Genomic DNA, 24,869 nt, shown 5'->3' with positions numbered 1-24,869 from the left:
GTAAGGAGATGAGCTTCTGTCGGCATATACAGGCAAGGGGGCTTTTGATGGAACGGAAAAAAAGCGGTGTACAGGTACAGTCCGTAGCCAGGGCGGTGGAGATTCTCCGGTGTTTCCGCTATACGCCGGAGATGGGCATATCCGAGATTGCTGAGGAGATGAACCTGAACAAGAGCACGGTCTTCGGCCTTGTCAATACGCTGACCGGATACGGATACCTGGAACAGATTCCGGGCAACCGGAAGTACCGGCTTGGGATCGAGCTGTTTGAGATGGGGAACCTGGTGCTCTCCCGCATCGACATCCGGAATGAGGCCAAGGAGCTGTGCGCACCTCTGGTGCAAAAATATCCGGCTACCGTACATATTGCCGCGCACAGCGAGGGCGAGGTTATCTACGTTGACAAGCTGGACGCGGGATCGTCCCTTATCAGCGCCTCCAGCGTCGGAAAGCGGGTGCCCATGCACTGCACCGGTGTCGGCAAGGCGATATTGGCCCACCTGCCGGAGGCGTATATGGATCAATACCTCCAGTTTCCCCTGAAAAAGCTGACGGAGAAGACCATCACCACCCGCCAGCAGCTGACAGAGGAACTGATGAACGTCCGCAAGACGGGAATCGCCATGGACCAGGAGGAGATCGAGCCGGGCCTATCCTGTATCGCCGCGCCGATTTTCCAGCGGAACGGCGAGCCTGTGCTGGCAATCAGCCTCTCTTTTCCCTATGGCCGGATTCGCAGCATCAATATTGAGGAAGCGAAAGAGGAGCTGCTGATGCACACAAGAGCCTTATCGGCCAGATTGGGCTACCGGGGATGAGAAATCTCCCGGTGGCTCTATCTTAAAATGCAGAAGCGAACAGCGTTTGATAATATTGAAAATCGTATCTGTGTTAAGGTTACGTGGTTTTTCAGAGGACCAGTATTTGTCTTATTGTTTCATTATTTCCGAACAGTGTTTGTTAATACAGAATATCGGAGGGCGGTCTATGGATGTTCGAGACCTTTTGTTCCAGGGGATGGAAAGCAAAAAATTCCGGGCAGTTCTCACGGCGGAACGCTCCGGCGTGCTCTCGGGCGTCGAAGCGGCCCGAGCCCGTGCCAAAGCGCTGGGGATCGCCCTGGAGCTCTGCAGGGCAGAGGGGGAGGAGCTGTCCCACGGCGAGCGGTTTGGAAACTTTTTGGCCTCCCCAAAGCAAATCGCCATGGCGGAGGAGCAGATTATCGGAACGCTGGCGAAATTCTCCGGCATCGCCACCGCCGCCAGAACGGCGGTGCAGCTGGCGGACGGCAGGGTGCGGATTGTCTCCGGCTCCTGGAAAAAGATGCCGCCGGAAATCAAAGACATGGTGCGGACGGCCACCGCCTCCGGCGGCGCCGCCTTTCGGATCTGCCAGCCGCCCATGGCCTATCTGGATAAAAATTTCATCCGGATGTTCGGCTCCATTCCGGCGGCGCTGGAGGCCTGCCAAAGGCTGCCGGGCTTTACCCGGGTGGTGCAGATCCGGGGGATAACCGCCGGCATAGAGGAGGAGACGATTCAGGCCGTTGATGGCGGCGCCGCCATCCTGATGGTGGATACCGGAGAACTGGCGGATCTGGATCGCTGTCTGACGACGCTGGACCGCCTCGGCAGGCGGAAGCCGGCGGAGGTCGCCTTCGCAGGGAACGTGCGGCTGACCGACATTCCGGAGCTGGCCGGACGGGGAATCGATATTCTGTGCATCGGCAAGGAAATCGTGGACGCGAAGCTGCTGGATATGAAGCTGGACGTGCTGGGGGAGGAATGAGCGAATGGGACTGAATTTGCTGGAAAAAACCGAGCTGTGGATCAATGAAATTACTCTGGAGCACACCAATCTCACGAACTTGGCCAACACGGTAGCCCGCGCGCTGGGACTGCCGGAGGGCGAGGTGCTGGTTGTGGATGTGCGGCCCCGCCATATCACCCTGGACGTGCTGGCGGCGGATATTCCACAGGAAAACATCATCGGCCGGGAGGCCGCCGTTTTGGAGGCGGTGGGCGCTCTGCCGGGGGTGACGCTGTATCCAGAGACCTATATCCACTCCAACGGTATTCTGGGCCAAATCTGCGCCGGAGTGGAGAACCAGTCCGCCATGCTGGAACGGGTGGCGGAGATGACGGAGACGATCCGAGAGAATGTCGCCCGCCGGGCCATCGTCTTTCCCACGGGCTTTGAACTGGAACAGGGACTGATTGAGGACACCAATACCCCGTATCTGCGGGACGCGCTGGAGCGGGCCGGATACCGGGTGACGGTGGGCGGAGTGATCCCGGACCGTCTGCCCGACGTGGTGGAAAACCTGTCGGACGCGCTGAACCGGGGCTTTGGCCTGATTGTTACCAGCGGCGGTGTGGGAGCAGAGGACAAGGACTGCACCGTGGAGGGGATTTTGTCCGTCGCTTCGGCAGCGGCCGCCCCCTATATGGTGAAGTTTACCAAGGGGACGGGACGCCATGTGAAGGACGGTGTCCGCATCGCCGTGGGAAGCGAGGGGCTGAGCACCCTTGTCGCCTTGCCGGGTCCCCACGACGAGGTGGAGCTGGCGGTTCCCGTACTGCTCCGGGGACTGGCGGAATCGTGGGACAACGCCCGTCTGGCGGATGCTCTGGCGGCGGTTCTGGCGGAGAAGTGGAAACAAAAGGGCGCATGCCGAAGCCATCACCGCCACGGGCAGTAAAGGAACGCACCGATTTCATTTTGATTGGAGGAAACAAAGATGAATTACCATGAATTGGCGGACCAGCTCTGGGAAGCGGAGGAGAACCGGACGCAGATCCAGCGGCTGACAGACCGGTTTCCGGAGATGACCGTGGCGGACGCCTATCGGATTCAGCTGGTGAACGTCGAGCGGAGGCTGAAAAACGGCCAGCGGCTGATCGGCATGAAGATCGGCCTCACCAGCCAGGGGATGCAGAAGCTGCTGAATGTGGATGTGCCGGACTATGGACACCTGTTTGACGGGATGCTCCTGACTGACGGGCAGGTCTGCCATATCTCCCAGCTAATCCAGCCCAAGGTGGAGGGGGAGCTGTCCTTCTGCCTGAGCAAGACGCTGAAAGGCCCCGGCGTCACCGTGGCGGACGTGTACGATGCCGTCCGGTATGTGGCGCCGTCCATTGAGATTGTGGACTCCCGCATTCAGGACTGGAAGGTCAAGCTCCAGGACACCGTGGCGGACAACGGTTCATCCGCCCGCCTGATGATGGGTGCGCGGATGACGCCCATCGAGCAGGTGGACATGCGGCTGACAGGCATGACGCTGGAGAAGAACGGGGAGCTGGTCAACAGCGGAACTACCGCCGAGGTATGGGGAAATCCCGCCGCCGCGGTGGCGTGTCTGGCCAATATGCTGGCGGAATTCGGCATCGAACTGAAGGCCGGCAGTGTCGTGATGGCCGGCGCGCTGACTGCCGCTGTTCCCGTGGAAGCGGGAGACGTGGTGACGGCCAGCTTTCAGGGCATGGGCAGCGTTACGGTAAAGTTCGTGGAATAGTTCAGCCGGCTCCGGTTTTCCGCCGGGACAGCTGAAATATAAAATATCTTGCAGCTGAAAGGAAGGAAAGGAACATTTTATGAAGCGTGTAACAATGATGGCCAAAGTGGACCCGGAAATCTGCCGGGGATGCAGGATCTGTGAAAAGGTCTGTCCTGTTTATGCGATCCGCGTCACAGACAAGAAGGCGCATTCCGACCCGGAGAAGTGCATGGCCTGCGCGAACTGCGCTGACCGCTGCCCCTTCTACGCAATTACAATGGTTAAGCGGGAGGAGTCTTTCGATGTGGGCGTGGATGTCTCCAAGTTTGATCCGCGGGAGATCCGCAGCCTGTGCGCCAAGGCGCACTTCAATCCAGAGCAGGTTTTGTGCTACTGCGTGGGCACCCGCGCGGAGGAGGTGGCCGCCTGCCTGCTGGACGGGGCCACAACGCCGGAGGAAGTGTCCGCCCGCACAGGTATGCGCACCGGCTGCACCATCGAGTGCATTCAGCCCATGCTGCGTATGGTCAAGGCTGCCGGAAACGAACTGCATCCCAACCCGGACGGCTTCCAGTGGTATGGCACCACGGTGACTGCGTGGGATATGCCCCAAGAAGTGAAGGAGAAATACGGCAGCCGCGGCTTTTATTTCGACGAGGATCGCGCCCTGCTGGATAAAATCGCCGAGATTCAGACAGATGAAGAAGGAGGCGCCACTCATGGCTGATAAAAATCTGATGCACGCACCGATTATGCCCATCGCTCCGAAGCCCTCACAGTATGGCATCGACCCCGCGCTGGTGAAGAGGCGTGTGGCGGAGCTGCCCGGTATGTGCTCTCTGCGGCTGACAGAGCTGTTCCCCGAGCTGCCGCAGGTCATCTATCCCGGCGGAGACGACGCGCTGGACCGGCTGTATGAGGTGGCGAAGGAGGAGCTGCGCAAGGTGGATATGTCCATGATCCAATCCACGGACAGCGTAAACGTTCTGGCGTCCCACCACGGCTTCACCCTGCTGGGCGGCCAGCCATACGCGATTTTGCTGAAGGCGATCCGGGACGTGGTGCACGAGAAGACCGGCACAGACAATATCCGCCTCCGGGCCGGCGTGGGAATGCGATTCCGGGAAACCGAGGAGTACATCAAGCGCTATGAACTGGACAAATACTACGGGCCCGGAAAGACCAAGGGCGTCGCTCCGGTGGACGAGGGCATTCCCATTGAGACAGAGGTGGGCACCCTCTACGGCATCAAGGCCGTGTACGACGCGGACTGGATCATCCACGCCCATCACACCGATGTGCGGGAGGTTCACTTCCACCGCCAGATCGACAAAGCCGTCAAGCCCTTCGGCATGTCCTATGCCCGCATTGAGACGCGCTCCACGTATCATCAGAATCTGGGCCCCCGGGCCGCGAACTTCACGGCCCGCGCCATCTTTGAGTCCGAATTTGTTCAGAAGAAATTTGCCTTCGGCGCTTTCCTGAACGTGGGCCCCCACGGCGTCATCGGCGTGGACGCGGACAACGATCTCTACGCCATCAACGACCGGGCCACCTTCATCGGCTGCCAGCTGTATGGCAAGATCATGACCCTCTTCGGCGACATTGACGAGTGCATCGCCGTCCTGGATTTCCCCTGCCCCGTCCCCTATGTGTTCTCCGCCGGCGTGATCTACGCCAATTTCACCGGCGCCAATCAGGACCTGTACGACATGGAGGGGACGCCCCTGCCGGCCTATACCTGGTATACGGAGGCCTTCTACGGCAAGAACGGAAAACCCTTTGAAAAGAGCATTCCGCCGCTGAATCCGGCCATCAGGATGTGCGTCCACAACTACGCCTGGACGGGCTATCCCTCCGCGTTCTTCTCCGAACATGTGCCCACGGTGGTGGTGGGCCAGGAGCAGGCGGACATGTTCGACATGGAGCCCATGAACATCAAGTACATGGATCACGCCGTAGTGGCCAAAACGACGGAATCCGCCATGGAGTTCGCCTATCGGACCACCGGCACCGACAAGGTCATCATATTCGACGGGGCCATGGGAGGTCTGAACTGCTCGAAATCCCTGGCGGAGCTGCTGATCCGTCAGGCGCCCATTGTCAGCAGGCGGGTGGATGAGGAGCTGATGCCCAAGTGGTTCCGCCAGCGCGGCGTGGACATCTCCCTCCTGGAAAAGCTGAAGGGCTGAGTGTGTGTTTCTGCTTTTGGGGAAGAAACGCCCCAGATGTCAAAAACAAGTATTAAGGAGAAAACATATGAAAATCTTTGAAAAGGGTCCGGGTTTTCGATCGGGTCTGGCTGACTTGCCGAAGCATTTGAACGGGAGCACGATTTCCGCGGGACTGATCTCCACCGTATTCGGCTGCACAGGCCCCTGCCTGGTGACTGTGGCCGCCGCCAACGCCGCCGGCTTCACCCTGGCGGACACCGTGACCTGGGTATTTGGCATCTATGTGTTCGGCGGTCTGCTGGGAACGATTCTGGCGCTGTATTACAAGATTCCCGTCTCCGGCGCATACTCCATCCCCGGCGCGACCCTGATGGGCACGGCCCTGGCGGGGTACAGCTTTAACGAGGCCGCAGGCGCTTTTATCATCGCGGGCGTCATTGTGCTGATTATCGGCCTGTCCGGCGCTATTGGAAAGATCATGCAATTCCTGCCTCTTGAAATTGTTATGGCGATGGTGGGCGGCGCGATGATGAAGTTCGGCTCCGGCATTGTCACCACCACGCAGGGCAACCCCGTGGTGTGCGGCGCCGCGGTTCTGGCCTTCTTTCTGGTGCCCCGCGTTATCAAGAAGTGTCCGCCGGTTGTGGCGGCTCTGATTGCCGGCTTCGCGGTCGCGCTGGTCACCAGACAGTTTACCGCGGATATGAGCAATATCACCTACATCGCGCCCCGCATTGTGGCCCCCGCTTTCAACGGCACGTTGATCCTCTCCTGCTCCATCCCTCTGGCTGCGCTGGTGATGGGCGCGGAAAATGCCCAGGCCATGGGCGTTCTCCGCACCGAGGGGTATCTCGTCCCCGCCAACACCATGACAGTCTCCTCCGGTATCGGCGGCATCATCTCCGGCCTCTTCGGCGCACATAACGCCAACATCGCCGGTCCGATGACCGCCATCTGCTGCTCTTCCGACGCCGGTGAGAAGGAGGGCCGTTATGTGGCCTCTGTGGTCAACGGCATTACCTTTGCCCTGTTCGGCGTGGTGGGCGTTTACGCCATCACCTTTGTCGCCGGCTTCCCTGCCGGTCTGGCAAACTGTCTGGCCGGTCTGGCTATGATGAACGTTTTGATCCTGTGCCTGAAAAACGGCTTTTCCAGCGGCAGATTCCGCTATGGTTCGTTTTCCGCCTTCTGCGTGGGTCTGTCCGGCATTACCCTTTTGAATATTGGCTGCGCTTTCTGGGCGCTGGTGATTGGTGTAGTCGTCTCCCTGATCTGCGAGCCCCAGGATTTCAAGGCCGCCGTGGAGGGCTGAGAGGGATTTATCACCGTTTGAACATCATACGAGGGCGGCGGCCGGTTTTGTGCCGCCGCTCTATGTACCATTTGGAAAGGAGAAACTGGCATGAAGAACCTGGTGCCCGGGCGCATTGCGGCCCTGCAGGAGAAACTGCGGGAGATGGGGATAGACGCGGCCATGATCTATGACCGGGAGAACCTGATCTATTTCACCGGCGTTGACGATTTGGAAGGAGGCGGACTGGCGGTGCCTGCCGAGGGCGAGCCAGAGCTGTTCTGCCTGTGGATGGAGGCGGGCCATGTCCGAAAGGCCGGCGGCATCGAAAAGGTAACGCCCTATCGGTTCCCCTCCCACAATCAGAGCACGATGATGGGGGCGTGGCTGAAGGCGCGGAACTGGAGGGCGCCGAAGCTGGGCTTCACCCGCTATTTTATCAGCTTGAAGGACTATCAGTGTCTCCGGGACGCCGCGCCGGATATGCAGGTTTGCGACATCGCCATTCCCTGCTATGAGATCCGAAGCGTCAAAGCCCCGGAGGAGATTGAGCGGATGCGGAACGCCGGAAAGGCGCTGGCCGCCGGCATGCGGGCCGCCATTGGCTGCGTGCAGCCCGGAATGCTGGAGACAGAGGTGCTGGCGGAGGCGGAATACGCCATGGCCAAGGCCGGCTCCATGGGCTCCTCCTTCCGGATGCAGGTGCTGACCCACAGCCGCCAGCTGAACCTGCATCCCTATGCCAGCCGGACGCCCATTGAGGACAACGCTCCGGTGGTCATCCATCTGGGGGCGTCCTGCGACGGATATACGGCAAAAATGTGCCGCACGGTCTTCCTGGGAACGCCGAAGCCGGAGAGTCTGCGGATTTACGAGGTCCTCAAGGGGGCCCAGCGGATTGCCGTGGAGGCGCTGCGGCCCGGCGTGACCTGCGGAGAGCTCTATGACGCGGCCGCCGCCTATGTGACTGAGCAGGGCTTTGGTCAAAATTGGGTCATGGAGCACATCGGCTATGGCGTGGGAATCCGGCAGTCCGAGTTCTATCCCATCATTGCCAAGGGCAGCGCCGCAGTCCTGCGGGAGAATATGGTGGTGGATCTGCTGCTTCCCACCATTTATATTCCCGGCGTCGGCGGACCGAGAATTACAGATACCATCCTGCTGAGGCGGGACGGCGTGGAGTTTTTAACGGATTTTCCCGCCGGGCCCGTCTGCAAATAAAGGGGATTTCCGGCAGGATGGCTGAAAACGTTATTACATTGCCGCCGCGCTGAGCCGGAGGCAGAATGGAGATTTCTATGGCAGAGAAAAAAATCATGCGAACGATGGACGGCAATGAGGCCTGCGCGCACGTTGCCTACCACTTTACCGATGTTGCAGGCATCTTCCCCATCACCCCCTCCTCGCCCATGAGCGAGAAGGTGGACGAGTGGGCGTCCTCCGGACGGAAGAATATGTTTGGCCAGCCTGTGACGCTGGTGGAGATGCAGTCCGAGGGCGGCGCCGCCGGCGCACTTCACGGCGCCGCGGAGGCCGGGGCCATGGCCACGACCTTTACCTCCTCCCAGGGACTTCTGCTGATGATTCCAAATTTGTACATTATGGCCGGCCACCGGATGCCCGCCGTGTTCCATGTGGCGGCCCGCTCTGTGGCCCAGCACGCCAATAATATCTTTGGCGATCATCAGGACGTGATGAGCTGCCGCACCACCGGCGTGACTATGATGTCCACCGCCAGCGTTCAGGAGGTGATGGATCTGGCCGCGGTAGCCCACCTGACCACGGTCAAAAGCCGGGTTCCCTTCATCCATTTTTTCGACGGCTTCCGCACGTCCCATGAGATCCAGAAAATTGAGGTTATCGATCTGGACGCCGCGGCCGAACTGTTGGACAGGGAGGCGCTGGAGGCCTACCACCGCATCGCCATGAATCCGGAGCATCCTGTTCAGCGCACCACCGTGCAGGGCCCCGACGTCTACTATCAGTCCCTGGAGGCCAACAACGGGGCCTATGACGCGATCCCGGCCATGGTGGAGGGATATATGCAGGGCATTAATCGAATCACGGGACGGGACTACCATATTTTCAATTACTACGGCGCGGAGGACGCGGAGCGGGTCGTTGTGATGATGGGCTCCGCCTGTGAGGCCGCCAAAGAGGTGGTGGATTATCTGCGGGCCAGGGGCGAAAAGGTAGGCCTGCTGCAAATTCACCTCTTCCGTCCCTTTGACATGAAGTATTTTCTCAATGCCATGCCCAAAACGGTGAAGAAAGTGACCGCCATGGACCGTTCCAGGGAGGCGGGAGCCATTGCCGGCGCGGTATATCTGGATGTGTGCGCCGCCTATGCCAACAACAAGAACGCCCCCGCCATCTACGGCGGCCGGTACGGCCTGGCCTCCAAGGATGTGACGCCCGCTCAGCTCAAGGCGGTTTACGACAACATGGATGCCGCGGAGCCCAGGCATCTTTTCACCATCGGCGTAGTGGACGATGTAACCCGCCTGTCCCTGGACGTGAAGGAGCCCCTTATCACCGAATCCGCCGACACCGTTTCCTGCAAGTTCTGGGGCCTGGGCTCCGACGGCACTGTGGGCGCCAACAAAAATTCCGCCAAAATCATCGGCGACCACGCCGGAATGTACACCCAGGCGTATTTTGAGTACGACTCCAAGAAGTCCTACGGCATCACCAAAAGCCACCTCCGCTTCAGCAAAGATCCCATTCGCTCCACCTACCTTATCAAGGCCGCGGATTTTCTGGCCTGTCACGCCCAGTCCTACATTACCCGTTACGACATGATCCACGAGATCAAGGACGGCGGCACCTTCCTTCTGAACACCTCCTGGAGCGAGGCGGAGCTGGACAGCAAGCTGCCCGGCGACGTAAAGAAGTACATCGCGGATCACCATGTGCAGTTCTATATCGTGGACGCCAACAAACTGGCCCGGGAGCTGGGGCTGGGAAACCATGCCAATATGATCCTTCAGGCTGCGTTTTTCAAGCTCTCCGGCGTGATGCCGGTGGAGGACGCCGTGCGCCGCATGAAGGAGGCCGTACAGAAGACCTACGCCAAGAAGGGCGAAAAGGTGGTTGGCATGAACATGGCGGCTGTGGACGCAGGCGTCAACAGCCCTGTAAAAGTCAGCGTGCCCGCCGCCTGGGCCAGCGCCCCGGACGAGCGGACCGTGGACGAGCGTCTGCCCGACGTGGTGAAGAACATCGTGCTGCCCTGCAACCGCCAGCGGGGCGACGATCTGCCGGTTTCCGCCTTTTTGAACCACCAGGACGGCACCTATCCTCTGGGCACATCCAAGTATGACAAGCGGGGCATTGCCGCCAGCCTGCCGGACTGGGACCCCGCCAAGTGCCTGCAATGCAACCAGTGCGCCTTTGTCTGTCCCCATGCCGCCATCCGGGCGTATCTGGTGAACGAGGAGGAGGCCCAGGCCGCCCCCGCCGGCTTCACGATGGCGGAGGCCAGGGGCGCGGCGGGTTTGAAGTACCGCCTGCAGGTCAGCACGCTGGACTGCACCGGCTGCGGAAGCTGCGCGGCCTCCTGCCCGGCCAAGGACAAGGCCCTGACCATGAAGCCGGCGGACGACTCCATGTACGACGAGACAAACTGGAACTACGCCCTGACCATCAGCGGCAAGCCCGGCGTGTTCGACCGGAAAACCCTCAAGGGCAGCCAGTTCAGCCAGCCGCTGGTGGAGTTCTCCGGCGCCTGCGCCGGCTGTGGTGAAACGCCCTATGCCAAGCTCCTCACCCAGCTTTACGGCGAGAAGACCTACTGGGTTAACGGCGTAGGCTGCTCTCTGGCCTGGGCCGGCGCGTTTCCCTCTCTGCCTTATACCAAGAATCAGGAGGGGCGGGGCCCCGCCTTCTACGGCACGCTCTTTGAGGATCAGGCGGAAAACGGCCTGGGCATGGCGCTGGCCGTGAAGCAGCGCCGGGGCTGTGTGCGCCTCCGCGCGGAGGCCCTGCTGCCGCTGGTCCCCGGCACGGAGGTGGAAACGGCCATCCATGCGTGGCTGGAATCCTTCGACGATCTGGATGCCAACGACCGGGACGCCCGTATCCTGACGGACGCTTTGGAGGCGGCGGAGCTCACCGGCGAGGCCAGGACGCTGGCGGACGATATTCTTCTTCACAGGGACCAGTTGGGCAAAAAAGTGGTATGGCTCTTTGGCGGCGACGGCTGGGCCTATGACATCGGCTACGGCGGACTGGATCATGTAATGGCCTCCGGCGAGGATGTGAATGTGTTCGTGGTGGACACGGAGGTGTACTCCAATACCGGCGGACAGTCCTCAAAGGCGACGCCGGTGGGCGCCTCCGCCAAATTCGCCGACGGCGGCAAGCGCACAGCCAAGAAGGATCTGGGCCGTCTGATGATGACCTATCCCAACGTGTATGTGGCCTCTGTGGCAATGGGCGCCAATCCCGGCCAGCTGATGAAGGCCGTCACGGAGGCGGTGGAGCACAAAGGCCCCTCCATCGTCATTGCCTACGCTCCTTGCATCAACCACGGCATCAAGGCCGGTATGGCCAGCGTTCAGGCGGAGATGAAAAAAGCGGTGGACTGCGGTCTTTGGCCGCTATACCGCTATAATCCGGACAAGGCGAAGCCCTTCTCCCTGGATTACAAGCAGCCCTCCGTCCCGGTCAGCGAGTTCCTCAACGGCGAGGTTCGCTATGCGGGATTGAAGATCAAGTATCCAGAAATCGCCGAAAAACTTTTTGCGCAAGCGCAGCGGGAGGCCGACGAGCGGTATAAAACCTATGTCCGGCTGGAAAAAAGCTGTAACGAAGACTGAAAAATCTAACGCTCCCTCTCGGACCGCCCTGCGCTGGTAGAATCCTCTCCCTGGCGCGGGGCGCGCCGCTATCTGTTTCCGCTTCCGCAAAGGGCGGAAGGAGCAGGTTTTGCAGCACATGAGGCAGTATACACTGTTTTTTTCTCAGAATGTGCCGACGTGGAAAAGGCACTGACTTTTGTCACAAATGCGCCTGCAAATACTGCCGCTTTTCTGGTATACTATACCATATTTGTGCCATTTGCGGCTGCGGAGCGCGCGGGAGGAGCATCAGCTATGAAATCACAAAACCCAAGAGAACTCAGCCCTGTCGAGGTATGCTTTCGGCTGGTGGGCGGAAAATACAAGGGCGCGATTCTATGGTATCTCGCCAAAAAGGGCCCCCTTCGGTTCAGCGAGCTGGTCAAATCCCTGCCACAGGTCAATCCCAAGATGCTGACGCAGCAGCTGCGCGCCATGGAGCTGGACGGAGTTGTGTCACGCACGGTCTATCCGGAGGTTCCTCTCAGAGTGGAATACGCCATAACCCCCTTTGGAGCCAGCCTCTTCCCCGTGATCCAGGCGGCCCACCAATGGGGCCTGAACTACGTGCGGGGCCTGCCGGAGGAGCAGGCGCCCCATACGCCCAAGAGCCGCCCCTGTTACCAGGAGGACTGGCAGCCATAGGACCTGGATTTCAACATAGGACGCCTTTTCCTCTGAAAGGGCTGACCGCCGCGAAAGGAGCCCTGACGGGGCTCCTTTTCGCCTTTTGGAGCGTTCCCGCGGCGCCTGGAAGGGGGGGCGATTCTCTCCAGCCTGTCGGACCGTTTCTTCGGCGTCTGGGGCCCTCTTTCGGCATCGCCGTTATAATGCCGCAGAACGTCTTTTTCGGTCGGATAAATTTTGTATTATATGATGAATTTCGGCAAAAAATTTTAGCAGAGCGGATAGAACCCACTCTCCGCCAAATTTTGATAGCTCCAGCAAAAAATCGCGATTTTGTAAGGCTTAATAGTGACAAGTAACTATTTGCCGCAGAGGGCGGCGTGACCGTGTGTCACGCCGTCTTTCTGCGTCCATAGGTGGTTTTTGTAATAACAGGTTCGCTGATTTCCGGTACTTCAACTTCTTCCAAGAAGTTGAAAACGATTTTGACCTTCTGTGTCCGCTTGCCGTTGACCTTCTCCGGGGCGTAGACGATGATCTGCTTGATGAACTCATTCACAATGGTTTGGGTCAGATCAGGGATGTCCACATACTTCTCAAGCAGGGCGAGGAACTGGTCAACATTGTCCTCCATTTCCTCACGGGTCGCCACCCAATCGTCCAGACCGATGATCTCGTTATTCAGACTGGCCTGCTCCGCCTCATAGCCCTCCAGCATCTTCTGATAACGCTCTTGGCTCAGACTGCCGAGTACCATGTCCTCATAGATACGGGTGATGAGTTTGTCGATGTCCGCCAGACGCTTCTTCGCTTTTTCCAGCCGCCGTTTGTCCTCCCGGATGGATTTCTCCTGTTCCTCTCTCCGGCACATCAGCCAGTCCTCCTGAAAGCCCTCCACATCGGACCGGATATAATCCGTCACAGCCCGGATGCGCTCCAGAACCACATCCCGCAGAACGTCCTCCCGGATATAGTGCGCCGAACAGGTTCCCCGCCCGCTTTTGTACTTGGCACAGACGTAGTGATCCTGTCTACCCTCAAAGTTCTTACAAGTGGCGAAGTGGAGCTTGTTCCCGCAGTCGGCGCAGACCACCAAACCGGAGAACAGTCCCTGCCGCTCCGCCTTGGTCATGCGGCGCTTGTGCTTGCGAAGCTCCTGCACTCTGTCCCACTGTTCTTTCGGCACAATGGCCTCCTGGGTATCCGGCAGGATGAACATATCCTCCAGGGCGTTGGGAATGCGCTTCTTGAGCTTGTAGGACTTAGAGTAAGTTTTGAAATTACAGGTGCAGCCGGTGTACTCCATCCGTTCCAGGATGTTGACCACGGACTGCTCAATCCAGTGGCAGGGGCGCTCCGGCAGGGGCTTTCCCTTCTGCTGGGCATAGAGGGCCTTGACCGTCAACACCTTGTCTGCCTCCAAGATACGGGCAATCCGGGACGGGCCTACTCCAGCAATGGTCAGGTCAAAAATACGTTTGACTATTGGGGCAGCATCCTCGTCCAATATCCAGTGATTTTTGTCCTGCGGGTCGGCGCGGTAGCCGTAGGGCGGACCGCCTAAGTGCTTGCCACTGGTCCCCTTGGCGTTCATAACGGCGCGGACCTTTTTACTGGTATCTTTGGCATAAAAATCGTTAAAAACATTGCGAATTACGGTAAAATCGTTGTCCCCTTTGGCACTGTCCACCGCATCGTTGACGGCGATGAACCGCACATCATAGCTCGGAAAGACGATTTCCGTAAATCGACCGACCTGCAAATAGTCTCTGCCAAATCTGCTCATGTCCTTAACAATCCAGGTGCCAACCAAGCCCTGCTCCACCAAGGCAAGTCCCTCCTGGACACCGGGGCGATTGAAGTTCGTCCCGGTGTACCCGTCATCTACCAGCACCCTGGTATTCGTGAAACCGTGGGAAGCGGCGTAGCTGCTGAGGATGCTTCTCTGATTCGCAATCGAGTTTGACTCCCCATCCACCAAATCCTCGTTGCTCAAACGGCAGTACAAAATCGTGATTTTCTGCTGATCCACGTTGTTGTCTCCTTTCTTGTGTGGGTCAGCTGACAGTACCGTAGTGCATGGCTCCATTGTAGCATGATCCAACTGCTTTGTCGACATCAAACCGCCCCCTTATCCGAAAAAATCAGGCGGCACATCATGCTGGGGAGCGGCTCATCTCCATCGCACTCCGTCTCGATGATATACCAGGTGTTTCCAATTTTGCGTGTCACCTTGCAGGAGAAAGGATTTCTCAGTCCATGCTCCCTGTACCACTCCTCAACAAAGTCAGCAGGCGCGTCGAACATCGGCTCATAGCAGGCGCACAGGTCAATAGGTTCGTACACATAACTCTCAAAATTGTTCAATCAAGTACCTCCATAATTCGTAGATTTTCGATTTCGGGTCAAGCATCCTTCCGCCGGACCCACTGAATGTCATAGCCCAGCGCATCGGCAAGCTGGACAGCCTCCTTGTAGCGGAGGGATTCCCTCTGGAGCTTGTTGGAGAGATTGGACACACTGTCCGACCAGCCGTACACATCGGACAGCACATCCACCACTTCCTGCATGGTCATCCCTTGACGCACGATGTACGCCTTGATTTCGTTTCTTATATTGGATTTCAAAGTTTTTCTCTCACTTTTCGATGAATTTGATTTTGTATTCCGCAAAGTATTTTCACGGAATGATGAAGATTTTCGCAGTTGTAATTTCCGCTCAGATTTGCTATGATGAAGCCCAGGTCATAAAGGCTACCTATCCACTTTATAGTTTCGTGGGACACCCGCTGTAACCGTGGGAAAGACCACTTATCCGTAAAGCAGATACATGGTTCCGTAAATCATCAACGGGTGTAATTTTTTCACCGCTGAATGACATTTTTCACGAAAATCACAAGGATTGAATTTCACCCGGCTTTTTAAGGTCAGATCAGCATGACCGCCTATAAAAAGATAAAGGCGAACTCAAAACTATCCGTACATACGTACATCAGTACAGGGTCAGCCTCCCTTGTACGCCTGTACGCACGTACAGATAATTTCATTTCTTTTTTATAAAGCGGTCGGCTTTATCAAGACCTCAATTCCAAGGTAGCCCCGGCATCGCTTGCCGCTGCCGATATACACATTGTTGGTGGACTCCAGCCGGTAGGTGTCGGCGTTCTGGGCGATGAAGCCGGAAAAGCTCTTGGGGGAAAGTGGGTTCTCGGCGTTATCCTCGCACCAGACCTTATAAGCGGAGTACAGGTCACGGGTAGCGGCCTCGCTATCCGCTTTGAACTGGACATAACCGGCAGAGGACAGAAAGTCCACGATGTTGTTGGCCTCCCGGACTACAACAGAGATATTTTCTTTGGCCCGGTCGCTGATGGTGAACCGATAATTGTTTACCAGCAGGCGGTGAAGCCCTTCCAGACACCAAAGGAATATCCCCTCGCGCTCGTTGATCAGCTTTTCAGAGAGAAACGGGTCATCTGTCCGCTCTGCCGGTCTGTCCCTTGTGGTCAAAACGATCTGGCGGCGAAAGAAACCGTCAGACCTGTCATGGAGAGCGGTCAAGGCCCCATTTCCGAAACAGAGGAACCGCACATAAAGCTGGCTCTGGTAGCTCTGAACGCCCTTGCGCTCCATGTCCATCTTGCACTCCGAGGTCACGATGGATTTGATATAGTTGGTCTTGGGCAGGGCGCTCATGTCCATATCATCGTCCACCATCAGCAGCTTGCTTTCCAGGTCGGCGCGGCTGAACCGGTTGTTCTCCACCTTCTGGATGCTGGTGGTGTTCATGCTGTCCCCGAAGATGGAGCGCATCACCAGCCCGATCCGGCTCTTGCCCTCGCCGCCCTTGCCGATGAGCATGAGCATCTTCTGGCCTTTGGTGGTGGGGAGCAGGCAGTAGCCCAGGTACTCCTGCAAGGTGGGGATGTCCTCCGGGTACAGCAGTTCCGACAGAAAGCGCAGCCACTTCTCCGGCGGCGGCGTATCAGGGCGATAGCTGACGGTCAGGCGGTTGTTGCAGTAGGCTTTTTCCGGCGAGAAGCGGCCATCTACAAACAATGTGCCGTTGGCAACGTGGATACGGTCGCACTCCAGCTCTATCGGCTTGGAGTACGCCGCCATCCGCAGGGCGTTCAGAAGCTCGTCCACCTTCCTGGCGATTTTGGTTTCCAGCCACGGACTGATCTGCTCGTAGATTTTCTTTTTCAAGCTGCTCTCGTCCGCCACCAGCCCGTCCACCGTGTAGAACCGCCCACGAATGCAGCGCATGGGATGTCCCCGAAGGAACGACCGGCAGAACACCGGCTCCATGAGCTTGTAGTCCTCCGTCAGCCAGTCGGGAAACCCGGACTGCAATTCTTCATTTTCAATCATTTCCGCATACCTCCAATCTGTAAAAATCGGGCGGTCACCGCGCCCTTCTGCTATGGTTATGGGCAAATTTGAAAAAACCGGGCTAATGGCATGACAGCCCTATTTCAAAAAACATGACAGAGGGAATTTCGGCAGCGGCTTCCAAAATTCCCTCTGTCAGTGTAATAGCGGTTATAGCTCAATGTCCCGCTTGACGGTCTGCGCCGCCCTGCGCTCCGCATCCTGTCTGGCAATCTCGGCCCTGCCCCGTTTCAGTTTGGCAAGGACGGACTCTCTGGCCTTCTCCTTGATCTGTTTGGTGGCGGCGGCTCTGACTTCCGGTTTTCGCAAAACGGCCTGCACTCTGGCAAGCACCTTTTGAGCGGCTTTGTGGATCAGCTCCTGCGCCTTTCCCAGCACCTTGCCGATCAGCCCCTTCTCCGCTGGGGAAAAGCGCCGCTCCGGGGCCATGCACCAGTCCTTGTAATCAGAGACGATCTTCTCGTCCTGCAACTGCGTTTCGGCACGAACGGCATCGGTCACAAGCTCCACAGCCTTGTCATAGGCGATCTCCGTGACCTCATCAATCAGGGCCTCAGCATCCTCCAGCCGGAGCGACACGGCCTCTAACGCCTGTGCCTTTTCTTCAATCGCCGTCTCCTGCTCAATAATCAATTTCTTCTGTTTCTGGATGATATAGTCGTTCTTCATCAGGTAGCTGCGCCCACGGTTGCCGGGGTCAGGTTCTTCCTCTACCGCCAGACCATGCCGCTTACAGATGTCGAACAGAATGACCCGGCAGACCGCATCGAAAACCATCTTCCGGTTATTGGTGCGCCCCGGCTTTTTCTCCGGGTCAGGCAGTTCAAATCCGAGGGCCTCCAGCGCCTTTTCCTGCTTTGGCTCTACCTCGCCGTATCGGTTCACATAGTCGAAAACATGGCGCTCATGGATATGGGGCGTGGCCTCGTCCAGATGGAGCGCCCAGTCAATGACGTGGATGTGTTCCCCGAAGCGGCGTTCCATCTCCATCATAAATTCCCCGACAATTTCCAGAAGTGCCTCCGGAGAAACGGAATCCTCCATCGTGCCGATTTGGTAGATGGTTTCCTCCGGGCAGAAGCGTTTGTCAGCCAGCAGATCATCCACGCTCCGGTCACGCTCGGAGTGGCGTCGTTTGGCGTTCCGCTCATGCTGCCCGTCAAGGTAATCGGAGTAGCGGTTCAGATAAAAGGCCCGCTCCACATCCACGAAGGAAACCTCCCCGTCCTGCTGGGCCGGATAGGTCGTGCCCCGAAAGCAATCCCAATAGATGTTCTGTGAAATCCGCTCACCGTCAATGTGGCCGGCGTGTTCGGTATCGAAGGTTCTGTCATTGTGCGTTGATTTGTAGACGCCGCTTTTTCCGGCTCTCCCGTTGTGCCGGGTCAGTCTTTTTGCCATTCTGCTCTCCTTCCTGTTTTTCGTTTTTTTGCTGTTCCGGGAGTAGTCCAGGGGCGGCGAAGCCGCCGAATCTGAGTGCTTTGCGCCAGATAATAACCCAGTATAAAGTGACGCGGAGCATCACTTTCACTGGGCCAAGGGTTTCACCCTCTGGACACCTGAGCAGGCGTTGTCACCCTGCACCCGACCCAAAGGGCTTTGCCCTCTGGACACCCAACAGGCGCTGCCGCCCTGCACCCGGCCCTCATCGTCGCAAGCTCCGTATCCCTCGCTTCCGCCTACGGCGAAAGCTCGCTCACTCCGCTGCTCCTCCTCTCCCCACCGAAACCGCTGCGCTGGGTTTCGGCGGGGACCCCAGCGTCCACCTCTGGACACTGACCAGATGCTCGCCGCTCTGGACTTGGCGCAAAGGGCTTGCCGCCCTCTGCACTCCCGCCGTTCTCCCCGAAACCCGTTCCTGCCCCTGTTCTCTCAGCGGCGTTTCGTTCCCCTTGGTACGCTCCATGCGATACTTCTCCGGGGAACATATCCCTTTCGGACGGTCATTCTGTTTTCGAGGTTCATCGCTGCCTGACAAGAGCATCGTAGCAGAAAAAAGGCCACTCTCCCGTATATCCAAGAGGTAGGAAATCCGGGGCAAAAACCGGATATTTCCACGCTCTCGGAAATGTGGTAGAATGGCAGTAAAATCAGATGGAGGGCAACGATATGTCTTTGACGATACAGGAACGGATAAAGGATTTACGGGTGGAGCGCAAGCTGACGCTGAAAGAGCTTGAGGAACAAACGGGACTGTCATCATCTGCGCTGGGCAGCTATGAGGCGGACGACACCAAGGACATCAGCCACTATGCACTCATTAAGCTGGCGAAGTTCTACAGCGTGACCACCGATTATCTGTTGGGCCTGACAGAAACAAAGCGCCACCCAAACGCTGATCTGGCAGACCTGCGTTTGAGTGACACTATGATTGAAGTATTAAAAGCGGGACGGATGGATACGGCCCTGCTGGGGGAACTGGTAACGCACTCGGATTTTGTAAAGCTGCTGGCCGATATTCAGATTTATGTTGAGGGCATCGCCGCCATGCAGATACAAAATCTGAACGCATGGGTGGATGTGGCGAGGGCTGAAATCGTGGAGAAGTACCAGCCGGAGGACAATGACAGAACGGCCTATCTTCTGCAATCGGCCCATGTGGACGAGGGAGAATATTTCACCAGTCGGGTGCATCGTGACATTGACGCCATCATGGAGGATATGCGGACGGCGCACCTGGGCCGGAGCGACAGCGCGCCGAAAAACTCTGCCGCAGAAGAATTGAAACAGGACTTGGAGGAAGTTGCTCGTTTCAATGGCAGTAAGCTGGAACAGCTTATCATGCTGTTCTGCAAGCAGACCAAACTTCGCTACAATAAGCTAACCGAGGAAGAAAAACAGTGGCTGACCCGGATTGCGCAGAAGTCAGAATTGCTGAAAGGTTCTGTGCCGCAGAGAGGGAAAAAACGGAAATAGAGTTTGGTTTGGGAACATTCTTGCTATGCACTCCTTTTAATATTCGATTGCAGATTCTGGCGAGTTTCAAATTGGGAGGTGACAAATTCCCGAAAATATGCTAAAATAAACAAAATTGTACTGACATTATGGATAGACAGTTCGTTACAGTATAATTGATGGATATATTTCTTTTTGTGGCCCCACTAATTTTAGATTGGGATGATAATATGACAAAAGATTTTTATACAAATTTTCTGAGTTATATAAGTCCAAAGGAACTAAAAAAGCTCTATTCAAACCTATGTAAGCAAAAACTTTCTGTTAATGGATATACGCCTCCTAAGACGCCTAAAGCCATGCTACTGGCTCCCCTAATTGCCAAAAACGAAAAAGCATTTTTTAATGTATTAGAAAAATTTTATACCCCAAGTTTTGATAATTGTGATGACGCTACTAGCGCATTTGCACCAGATACGGCTGTGACTTGTCTGACTTATCTTGTAAATAGTGGAATGACCAACGAGACTTCCTTAATGTCTCTGTTAGAGAAAAAAGATGATATTCGAGAGGAAATTCAGGCATCACCTGAAACCGGAAAAGCTAAGAAAAAGGCTGAAGAATTTAGGGAAAAATATCTATCTACTCGTCGAGAATTACTACAGTTAAGGGACGATTATAAAAAACTACAGGCAGAGAATACAGAGTTGAAGTCTGAATTATCCACAGAAACGAATAGGCTGCACCTAGCCACAGAAGCACTTCGTCAGTTTGAAGAAGAATCAGAATTTACCATTACACAGTTAAAAAGTCGAGTTAGTGAGTTAGAAAATGCTATTGTTGCGTATCAACCAGCAGACACAATTCAAGCGGCCCCCATTTTAATTGTTATGGACACAGACGAAACTGATGAGTTAGGCGTTGATATGCTTACATATGACAATATTTTGAAGTTACTCGAAATTGCTGACAGATATAATAAAATTTTACTGGTAATAAATGATCTCCCATTTTCTGCAAAGCGCAAAATACAGAAGATTGATGCAATCCAAGAAAAACTCGTCACCTTTTCTACCAAACAAGAAATGCTTGAATACGCAAAACAGTGGAGGAACGGTTAATGGCTACATATTACAATATTGAAATGATTGGGCGGGTTGCCCAAGATAGTGAAATACCACAAGGAGAGTATGGCGGCAGACGGGCTATCTTTATAAATAAATCAAAGGACATTCAGTACAATATAAAGACTCTTTCAAGCCGAAATGGTGTCAGTGAAGAAACATTTATAGGGTATATTAGCTCTATTCGTAATCTGGAATTTGTTGATGATGAATATGGCACAGACGAAGATCGGATTCAGGCATTTTCCGATTTCTATATGCAGCGACTTTTCGTGTTTACCTATAAAGTCGATGCAATGGGATATAAAAAAGTTGAAACCGCTGATATTGTTCGGCGTCCGCAAAAAGTTGATAAAGATAGTCGCTTTGTTGCTATTCCTTGCTTTTCTGGGAAATCAGATTGTGATAGTGTCTATGACTTTCCCTTATTCAAAAGTTATGATAGCTTTCAAGAATTCTGGCAGGCAATTATAGACGGAAAATCGGTAGGCCGAATCTTTAATTTTGATATAAATACTTCTACAAGTTTTCCAGAATTCATTGTCTGGCACGACAATCAAAAAATGTGCGCCATAGGTCCTATTCAAGCTGCCACAAAATCCGGGATGGGAAGTTTAATTCTCCAGGTAAACGCAGAAGAATTGCGTGAAATAGTTTTAGATGATGATGACGCCGATGACACTAGCGAGTATATTGTTCAAAGCGAAAGCAACCCTACTATACTCCATATAGCAGAATCTAAGTACCTAAGCCTTATCAATAAGCTTTCTCAGTCTCAGATAGCTCTGGTTGAACCAATAGGTCCCCAAGTAGTTGAGGAGATTACCCCATTTGAAGGTGTTTCAAAAACAGATGATACTGTATCTGTGACTGAGCTTCCTGCGGATGATTCACGCGAACTGCCCACCGAAAAGACTGAGGAATCTATTTTTGAATTTTTCCGTTATCATAGCCAAATGAATAAACTGTTCTATAATCCCCAGGACATAACAAATTTCCATACAGCTATAAAAACGGGAAGTCTAGTTATTCTTTCTGGAATGAGTGGAACGGGAAAGTCTGCCCTTGTTGATGCTTATGCAAAGGCACTAGGTATTAAAAATGTTCTTATTATTCCGGTACGTCCCTCGTGGAACGATGATTCGGACTTATTGGGATACGTAGACCTCATTCATATGGTATATCGTCCCAGCGATACAGGTTTTATTAACAAAATTGTCGAAGCATCCCGTGAGCAAAACAAAGATAAGTTGTATTTAATATGTCTAGACGAGATGAATCTTGCTAGGGTAGAGCATTACTTTAGTCAATTTCTGTCTATACTTGAGAAACCTGTCGGTTCACGCGAACTGGTGCTTTATGATGAGCAGTATGCAGGGCAGCTATATAACTCATCAAAATATCCCCAGAGCATCCTTATTGGAGATAATGTCAAATTTATTGGCACAGTAAACATTGATGAATCTACATATCATTTTTCAGATAAAGTGTTGGATCGGGCTAACGTAATTACTTTGGATGTACTGGACTATTCCAAGCCCGATAGTTGGAAAATTATCAAGTATATGAAGGCCAATACTCCTGAATGGACAAACGAAGATTTCAGCAAACTCATTAGAAAGGATGATGTCCAACTTGAACATCAGGTCAGGATTCGCGAGTTGCTTTGGCAAATGCACAAATTATTGCATGGAATTAACGCAAATTTGGGTGTCGGTCCGCGGATTGTTAAGAGCATTGAATCTTATTTACGTAATTTGCCAGAACTCCAAACTGACTATGCTCTCTCTATTGGTGAAGGACTTGACTATCAAATTTCGCAACGGATACTTACAAAAATCCGGGGGCCAGAGGAACAACTAAAGGGAATTTTTCTATCGGATACTCAAAGGATAAACGCCTTAGCTACATTGCTCGATAGTTTTAGCGATATATCGAACTTTGAGCGAAGCCGCAAAATAATTGAGCAGAAAGAGAACGAGTTGAACACATATGGATACTGCTTATAAAGATCCGCAATTTGAAGCTTATCTTGTAATAAGGCCAGACAGCCAGTACGCTAAGCGAATAAATCTTGGCCCATGGCAAAGCGTTTCAGTACCCTTTAATTCAAGTAATGTAGTTGCCACGGTTGAAGAAAACGATGAAATTGATTTATACTTCAAAAGTACAGATGCAAATGCACAGTTGTTTTTTAATGCACTAGAATGTTGCCCAATAACATCACGTATACAATCTGAGGATGGCCTCGTATATTGTACACCGGCTGAAGAAGGGGTAAAAATTTATAGAAGTGATTCTACGGATTATGATGCGCTCCGGGTAGATACACTACAAATTTCTGTGAGATGCAATTCTAATGTATATATCTCGTTTCTTAATGTTATCCCCAAACAATTATCTGCACAAGAGTGGGACATTATGCGGGATGATTTGGAAGCTGAAATACAGGGTTTGGCACAGGATATAGTCCGGCGAAATATTGGAGCAGGGCAACAGACAGAAGGTGTTATTCCGCCGAGCGATTTGTATGCGTTCTTAGTAATCAATAAGAACGCAAATTCTATTATGTCTGCACTATTGGACATAAAAGACAGGCCAAAATATAAATTGCAAAAGGATTACCACCTGACCGACGAATCTGAGAACAAGGAAGTTGATACTGAAACTGTAAAACATTATTTACGCAAAGGTGCGCCCAATAATAGGCTCCTTGTTCCCAGCCGCAACATCGTTTATGATATACAAGAAAATCGCCTTCTCAAAAAAATCATAAAGCTAATTGATAAAAAGTTGTCTCGGTTTGTAGCTATAATTACTGCTACATTAAGGTATCACCAGCAGCGGTCAACGAAAAATCAGATGTATGAGAGCAGATACATTAATGGATTACAAGAATATCTTATTACAGCTAAAAAGCTTAAGGCTATAACAAGCATCATAAAAAGTGCAGAGTGGTTCCATGAAGTGTCCGATTCGTGTGCAGAATTCATTCCACACTCTTTTGCCTTAGATTCAAGATATGGATCGCTTTATAGAACTTATATGGAAGTGAATAGGCGGGATTTCACAGTTCAGCTTGATCCTCAATATTCATATTCTTGGAAGAAAAGTAGTTCCCTTTATGAGATGTGGTGCTACATTTGCGTGTGTAGGTATTTCCTTCAGGAGTATCATTTGATGAATTCCCAATTTGATGATATTTTTACGAAAAATCAGTTATTTCCATTCTTAGAATCCGGAACAAAAGTAAGTTTAGAAAACGATGATTTGATACTTGAAATTGTGTATGATATTTGTTTACCTAAAAAGTCTCGCACAGTAGAATTATACAATAATCCATTATTTATCACAGGTAAACATTGTCGCCCCGATATATGTATCAATTTATATTCTAAGAAATCAACTTGGTATATTGGATCACTTGCAATTGAGTGCAAATATCGTAAACTGGCATCTTTTTGGGAGGGACGCACTTGGTCAAGCCGAGACCAAATAAAAGCCTACCATAACGATTCAAAGTCGCCCCTTTATTACGGCGGAAAGTTTGAAGCATTTTCCCCTCGCCCAGTGTCGCAAGTAGTAGTATTTTCACCGGATGATATTCGCAGCGATAGTAGAGAACAAGCGGACGATAATGTTACTATCAAAATATTCAAACCAACAGCTGACAGGTCATACATAAAAGCTGCTTGTGAGTATTTAGATCAGGCAATTCATAACCAATTAAAACTAGCTGATCGGGAATTTGGGCAACGGCATTAGTTATTGATTGATAAATATAAGAGCGGCTATGACAAGCGTCAACTTGCCATAGCCGCCCTTGTGTTCTGCACTACTAACTGTCAGCTAAGGATAATTGCCATATAGTTCCTTATCACTAGAACTCCAAGGCTTTCAGCGATTTTTTCAAAGCAGTTACATTTTAGTAAGTTAATTGTAATTAGACAAGTAGGTGAGTAAAAAGTCACTTCTTGCGGCGGCAGCCGCTGTTTGCTATACTCCTTTGTAAATAAAGCCGAAG

19 protein-coding genes are annotated in these 24,869 nt (G+C 53.7%); 14 read left to right on the top strand and 5 right to left on the bottom strand.

Going from position 1 to position 24,869, the window contains the following annotated elements:
- Positions 1 to 47: 47 nt before the first annotated feature.
- From C816_RS11440 to C816_RS11395, 10 genes are all read left to right on the top strand, one after another.
- A complete protein-coding gene (locus tag C816_RS11440) occupies positions 48 to 818 on the top strand; it encodes an IclR family transcriptional regulator (protein WP_016322546.1) in 771 nt (256 codons plus the stop codon).
- A 169-nt stretch (positions 819 to 987) separates the two neighbouring features.
- On the top strand, positions 988 to 1,788 hold the full coding sequence (locus C816_RS11435; protein ID WP_016322545.1) for a beta/alpha barrel domain-containing protein: 801 nt from the start codon (positions 988 to 990) through the stop codon (positions 1,786 to 1,788).
- A 4-nt stretch (positions 1,789 to 1,792) separates the two neighbouring features.
- On the top strand, positions 1,793 to 2,701 hold the full coding sequence (locus C816_RS11430) for a molybdopterin-binding protein (RefSeq protein ID WP_016322544.1): 909 nt from the start codon (positions 1,793 to 1,795) through the stop codon (positions 2,699 to 2,701).
- A 39-nt stretch (positions 2,702 to 2,740) separates the two neighbouring features.
- A complete protein-coding gene (locus C816_RS11425) occupies positions 2,741 to 3,517 on the top strand; it encodes a 2-keto-4-pentenoate hydratase (protein ID WP_016322543.1) in 777 nt (258 codons plus the stop codon).
- Between the two features lie 79 nt (positions 3,518 to 3,596).
- Positions 3,597 to 4,226, top strand: coding sequence for an indolepyruvate ferredoxin oxidoreductase subunit alpha (locus C816_RS11420; protein ID WP_016322542.1), 630 nt, complete (start codon positions 3,597 to 3,599; stop codon positions 4,224 to 4,226).
- Positions 4,219 to 5,691 (top strand): hypothetical protein, encoded by a 1,473-nt coding sequence (locus C816_RS11415; RefSeq protein WP_016322541.1) that lies wholly within the window; start codon positions 4,219 to 4,221, stop codon positions 5,689 to 5,691. The genes C816_RS11420 and C816_RS11415 overlap by 8 nt, the downstream gene beginning before the upstream one ends.
- Before the next feature lie 115 nt (positions 5,692 to 5,806).
- Positions 5,807 to 6,985, top strand: a complete 1,179-nt coding sequence (locus C816_RS11410) for a benzoate/H(+) symporter BenE family transporter (protein WP_242832189.1) — start codon at positions 5,807 to 5,809, stop codon at positions 6,983 to 6,985.
- A gap of 90 nt (positions 6,986 to 7,075) precedes the next feature.
- Positions 7,076 to 8,185, top strand: a complete 1,110-nt coding sequence (locus C816_RS11405; protein ID WP_016322539.1) for a M24 family metallopeptidase — start codon at positions 7,076 to 7,078, stop codon at positions 8,183 to 8,185.
- A gap of 77 nt (positions 8,186 to 8,262) precedes the next feature.
- Positions 8,263 to 11,784, top strand: coding sequence for a pyruvate:ferredoxin (flavodoxin) oxidoreductase (gene nifJ / locus C816_RS11400; RefSeq protein ID WP_040655527.1), 3,522 nt, complete (start codon positions 8,263 to 8,265; stop codon positions 11,782 to 11,784).
- A gap of 276 nt (positions 11,785 to 12,060) precedes the next feature.
- The gene (locus C816_RS11395; RefSeq protein WP_016322537.1) at positions 12,061 to 12,450 is read left to right on the top strand and encodes a winged helix-turn-helix transcriptional regulator; all 390 of its coding nucleotides are present in this window, start codon (positions 12,061 to 12,063) and stop codon (positions 12,448 to 12,450) included.
- Between the two features lie 373 nt (positions 12,451 to 12,823).
- Here the strand turns inward: C816_RS11395 and C816_RS11390 are convergent, their stop codons facing one another.
- The 5 genes from C816_RS11390 to C816_RS11370 form a co-directional block, all read right to left on the bottom strand.
- Complete coding sequence (locus C816_RS11390; RefSeq protein WP_371254376.1) at positions 12,824 to 14,521, bottom strand: DUF4368 domain-containing protein; 1,698 nt, start codon at positions 14,519 to 14,521, stop codon at positions 12,824 to 12,826.
- A gap of 29 nt (positions 14,522 to 14,550) precedes the next feature.
- A complete protein-coding gene (locus tag C816_RS11385; RefSeq protein ID WP_016322535.1) occupies positions 14,551 to 14,799 on the bottom strand; it encodes a hypothetical protein in 249 nt (82 codons plus the stop codon).
- Between the two features lie 38 nt (positions 14,800 to 14,837).
- A complete protein-coding gene (locus C816_RS11380) occupies positions 14,838 to 15,059 on the bottom strand; it encodes a DUF6471 domain-containing protein (protein WP_016322534.1) in 222 nt (73 codons plus the stop codon).
- Positions 15,060 to 15,485: 426 nt separating this feature from the next.
- Positions 15,486 to 16,805 (bottom strand): DNA primase family protein, encoded by a 1,320-nt coding sequence (locus tag C816_RS11375; RefSeq protein WP_016322533.1) that lies wholly within the window; start codon positions 16,803 to 16,805, stop codon positions 15,486 to 15,488.
- A gap of 171 nt (positions 16,806 to 16,976) precedes the next feature.
- Positions 16,977 to 18,227 (bottom strand): plasmid recombination protein, encoded by a 1,251-nt coding sequence (locus tag C816_RS11370; RefSeq protein ID WP_016322532.1) that lies wholly within the window; start codon positions 18,225 to 18,227, stop codon positions 16,977 to 16,979.
- Between the two features lie 708 nt (positions 18,228 to 18,935).
- Between C816_RS11370 and C816_RS11360 the strand changes: the two genes are divergently transcribed.
- The 4 genes from C816_RS11360 to C816_RS11345 all read left to right on the top strand — a co-directional run bounded on the left by C816_RS11360 (position 18,936) and on the right by C816_RS11345 (position 24,610).
- Entirely contained in the window at positions 18,936 to 19,742 is an 807-nt protein-coding gene (locus C816_RS11360) for a helix-turn-helix domain-containing protein (RefSeq protein WP_016322531.1), read from the top strand.
- A 209-nt stretch (positions 19,743 to 19,951) separates the two neighbouring features.
- Positions 19,952 to 20,842, top strand: coding sequence for a coiled-coil domain-containing protein (locus tag C816_RS11355; protein ID WP_016322530.1), 891 nt, complete (start codon positions 19,952 to 19,954; stop codon positions 20,840 to 20,842).
- Positions 20,842 to 22,854, top strand: coding sequence for an McrB family protein (locus tag C816_RS21840; RefSeq protein WP_016322529.1), 2,013 nt, complete (start codon positions 20,842 to 20,844; stop codon positions 22,852 to 22,854). Before C816_RS11355 ends, C816_RS21840 begins: the two co-directional genes overlap by 1 nt.
- Positions 22,838 to 24,610 (top strand): DUF2357 domain-containing protein, encoded by a 1,773-nt coding sequence (locus C816_RS11345; RefSeq protein ID WP_016322528.1) that lies wholly within the window; start codon positions 22,838 to 22,840, stop codon positions 24,608 to 24,610. Before C816_RS21840 ends, C816_RS11345 begins: the two co-directional genes overlap by 17 nt.
- Positions 24,611 to 24,869 lie beyond the last annotated feature (259 nt).

Origin of the sequence: Oscillibacter sp. 1-3 (assembly GCF_000403435.2) — a bacterium.
In the GTDB taxonomy this organism is placed as follows: domain Bacteria; phylum Bacillota; class Clostridia; order Oscillospirales; family Oscillospiraceae; genus Oscillibacter.
Note: the sequence above shows the minus strand (reverse complement) of the source record. Positions and strands in the feature narration are given on the sequence as shown.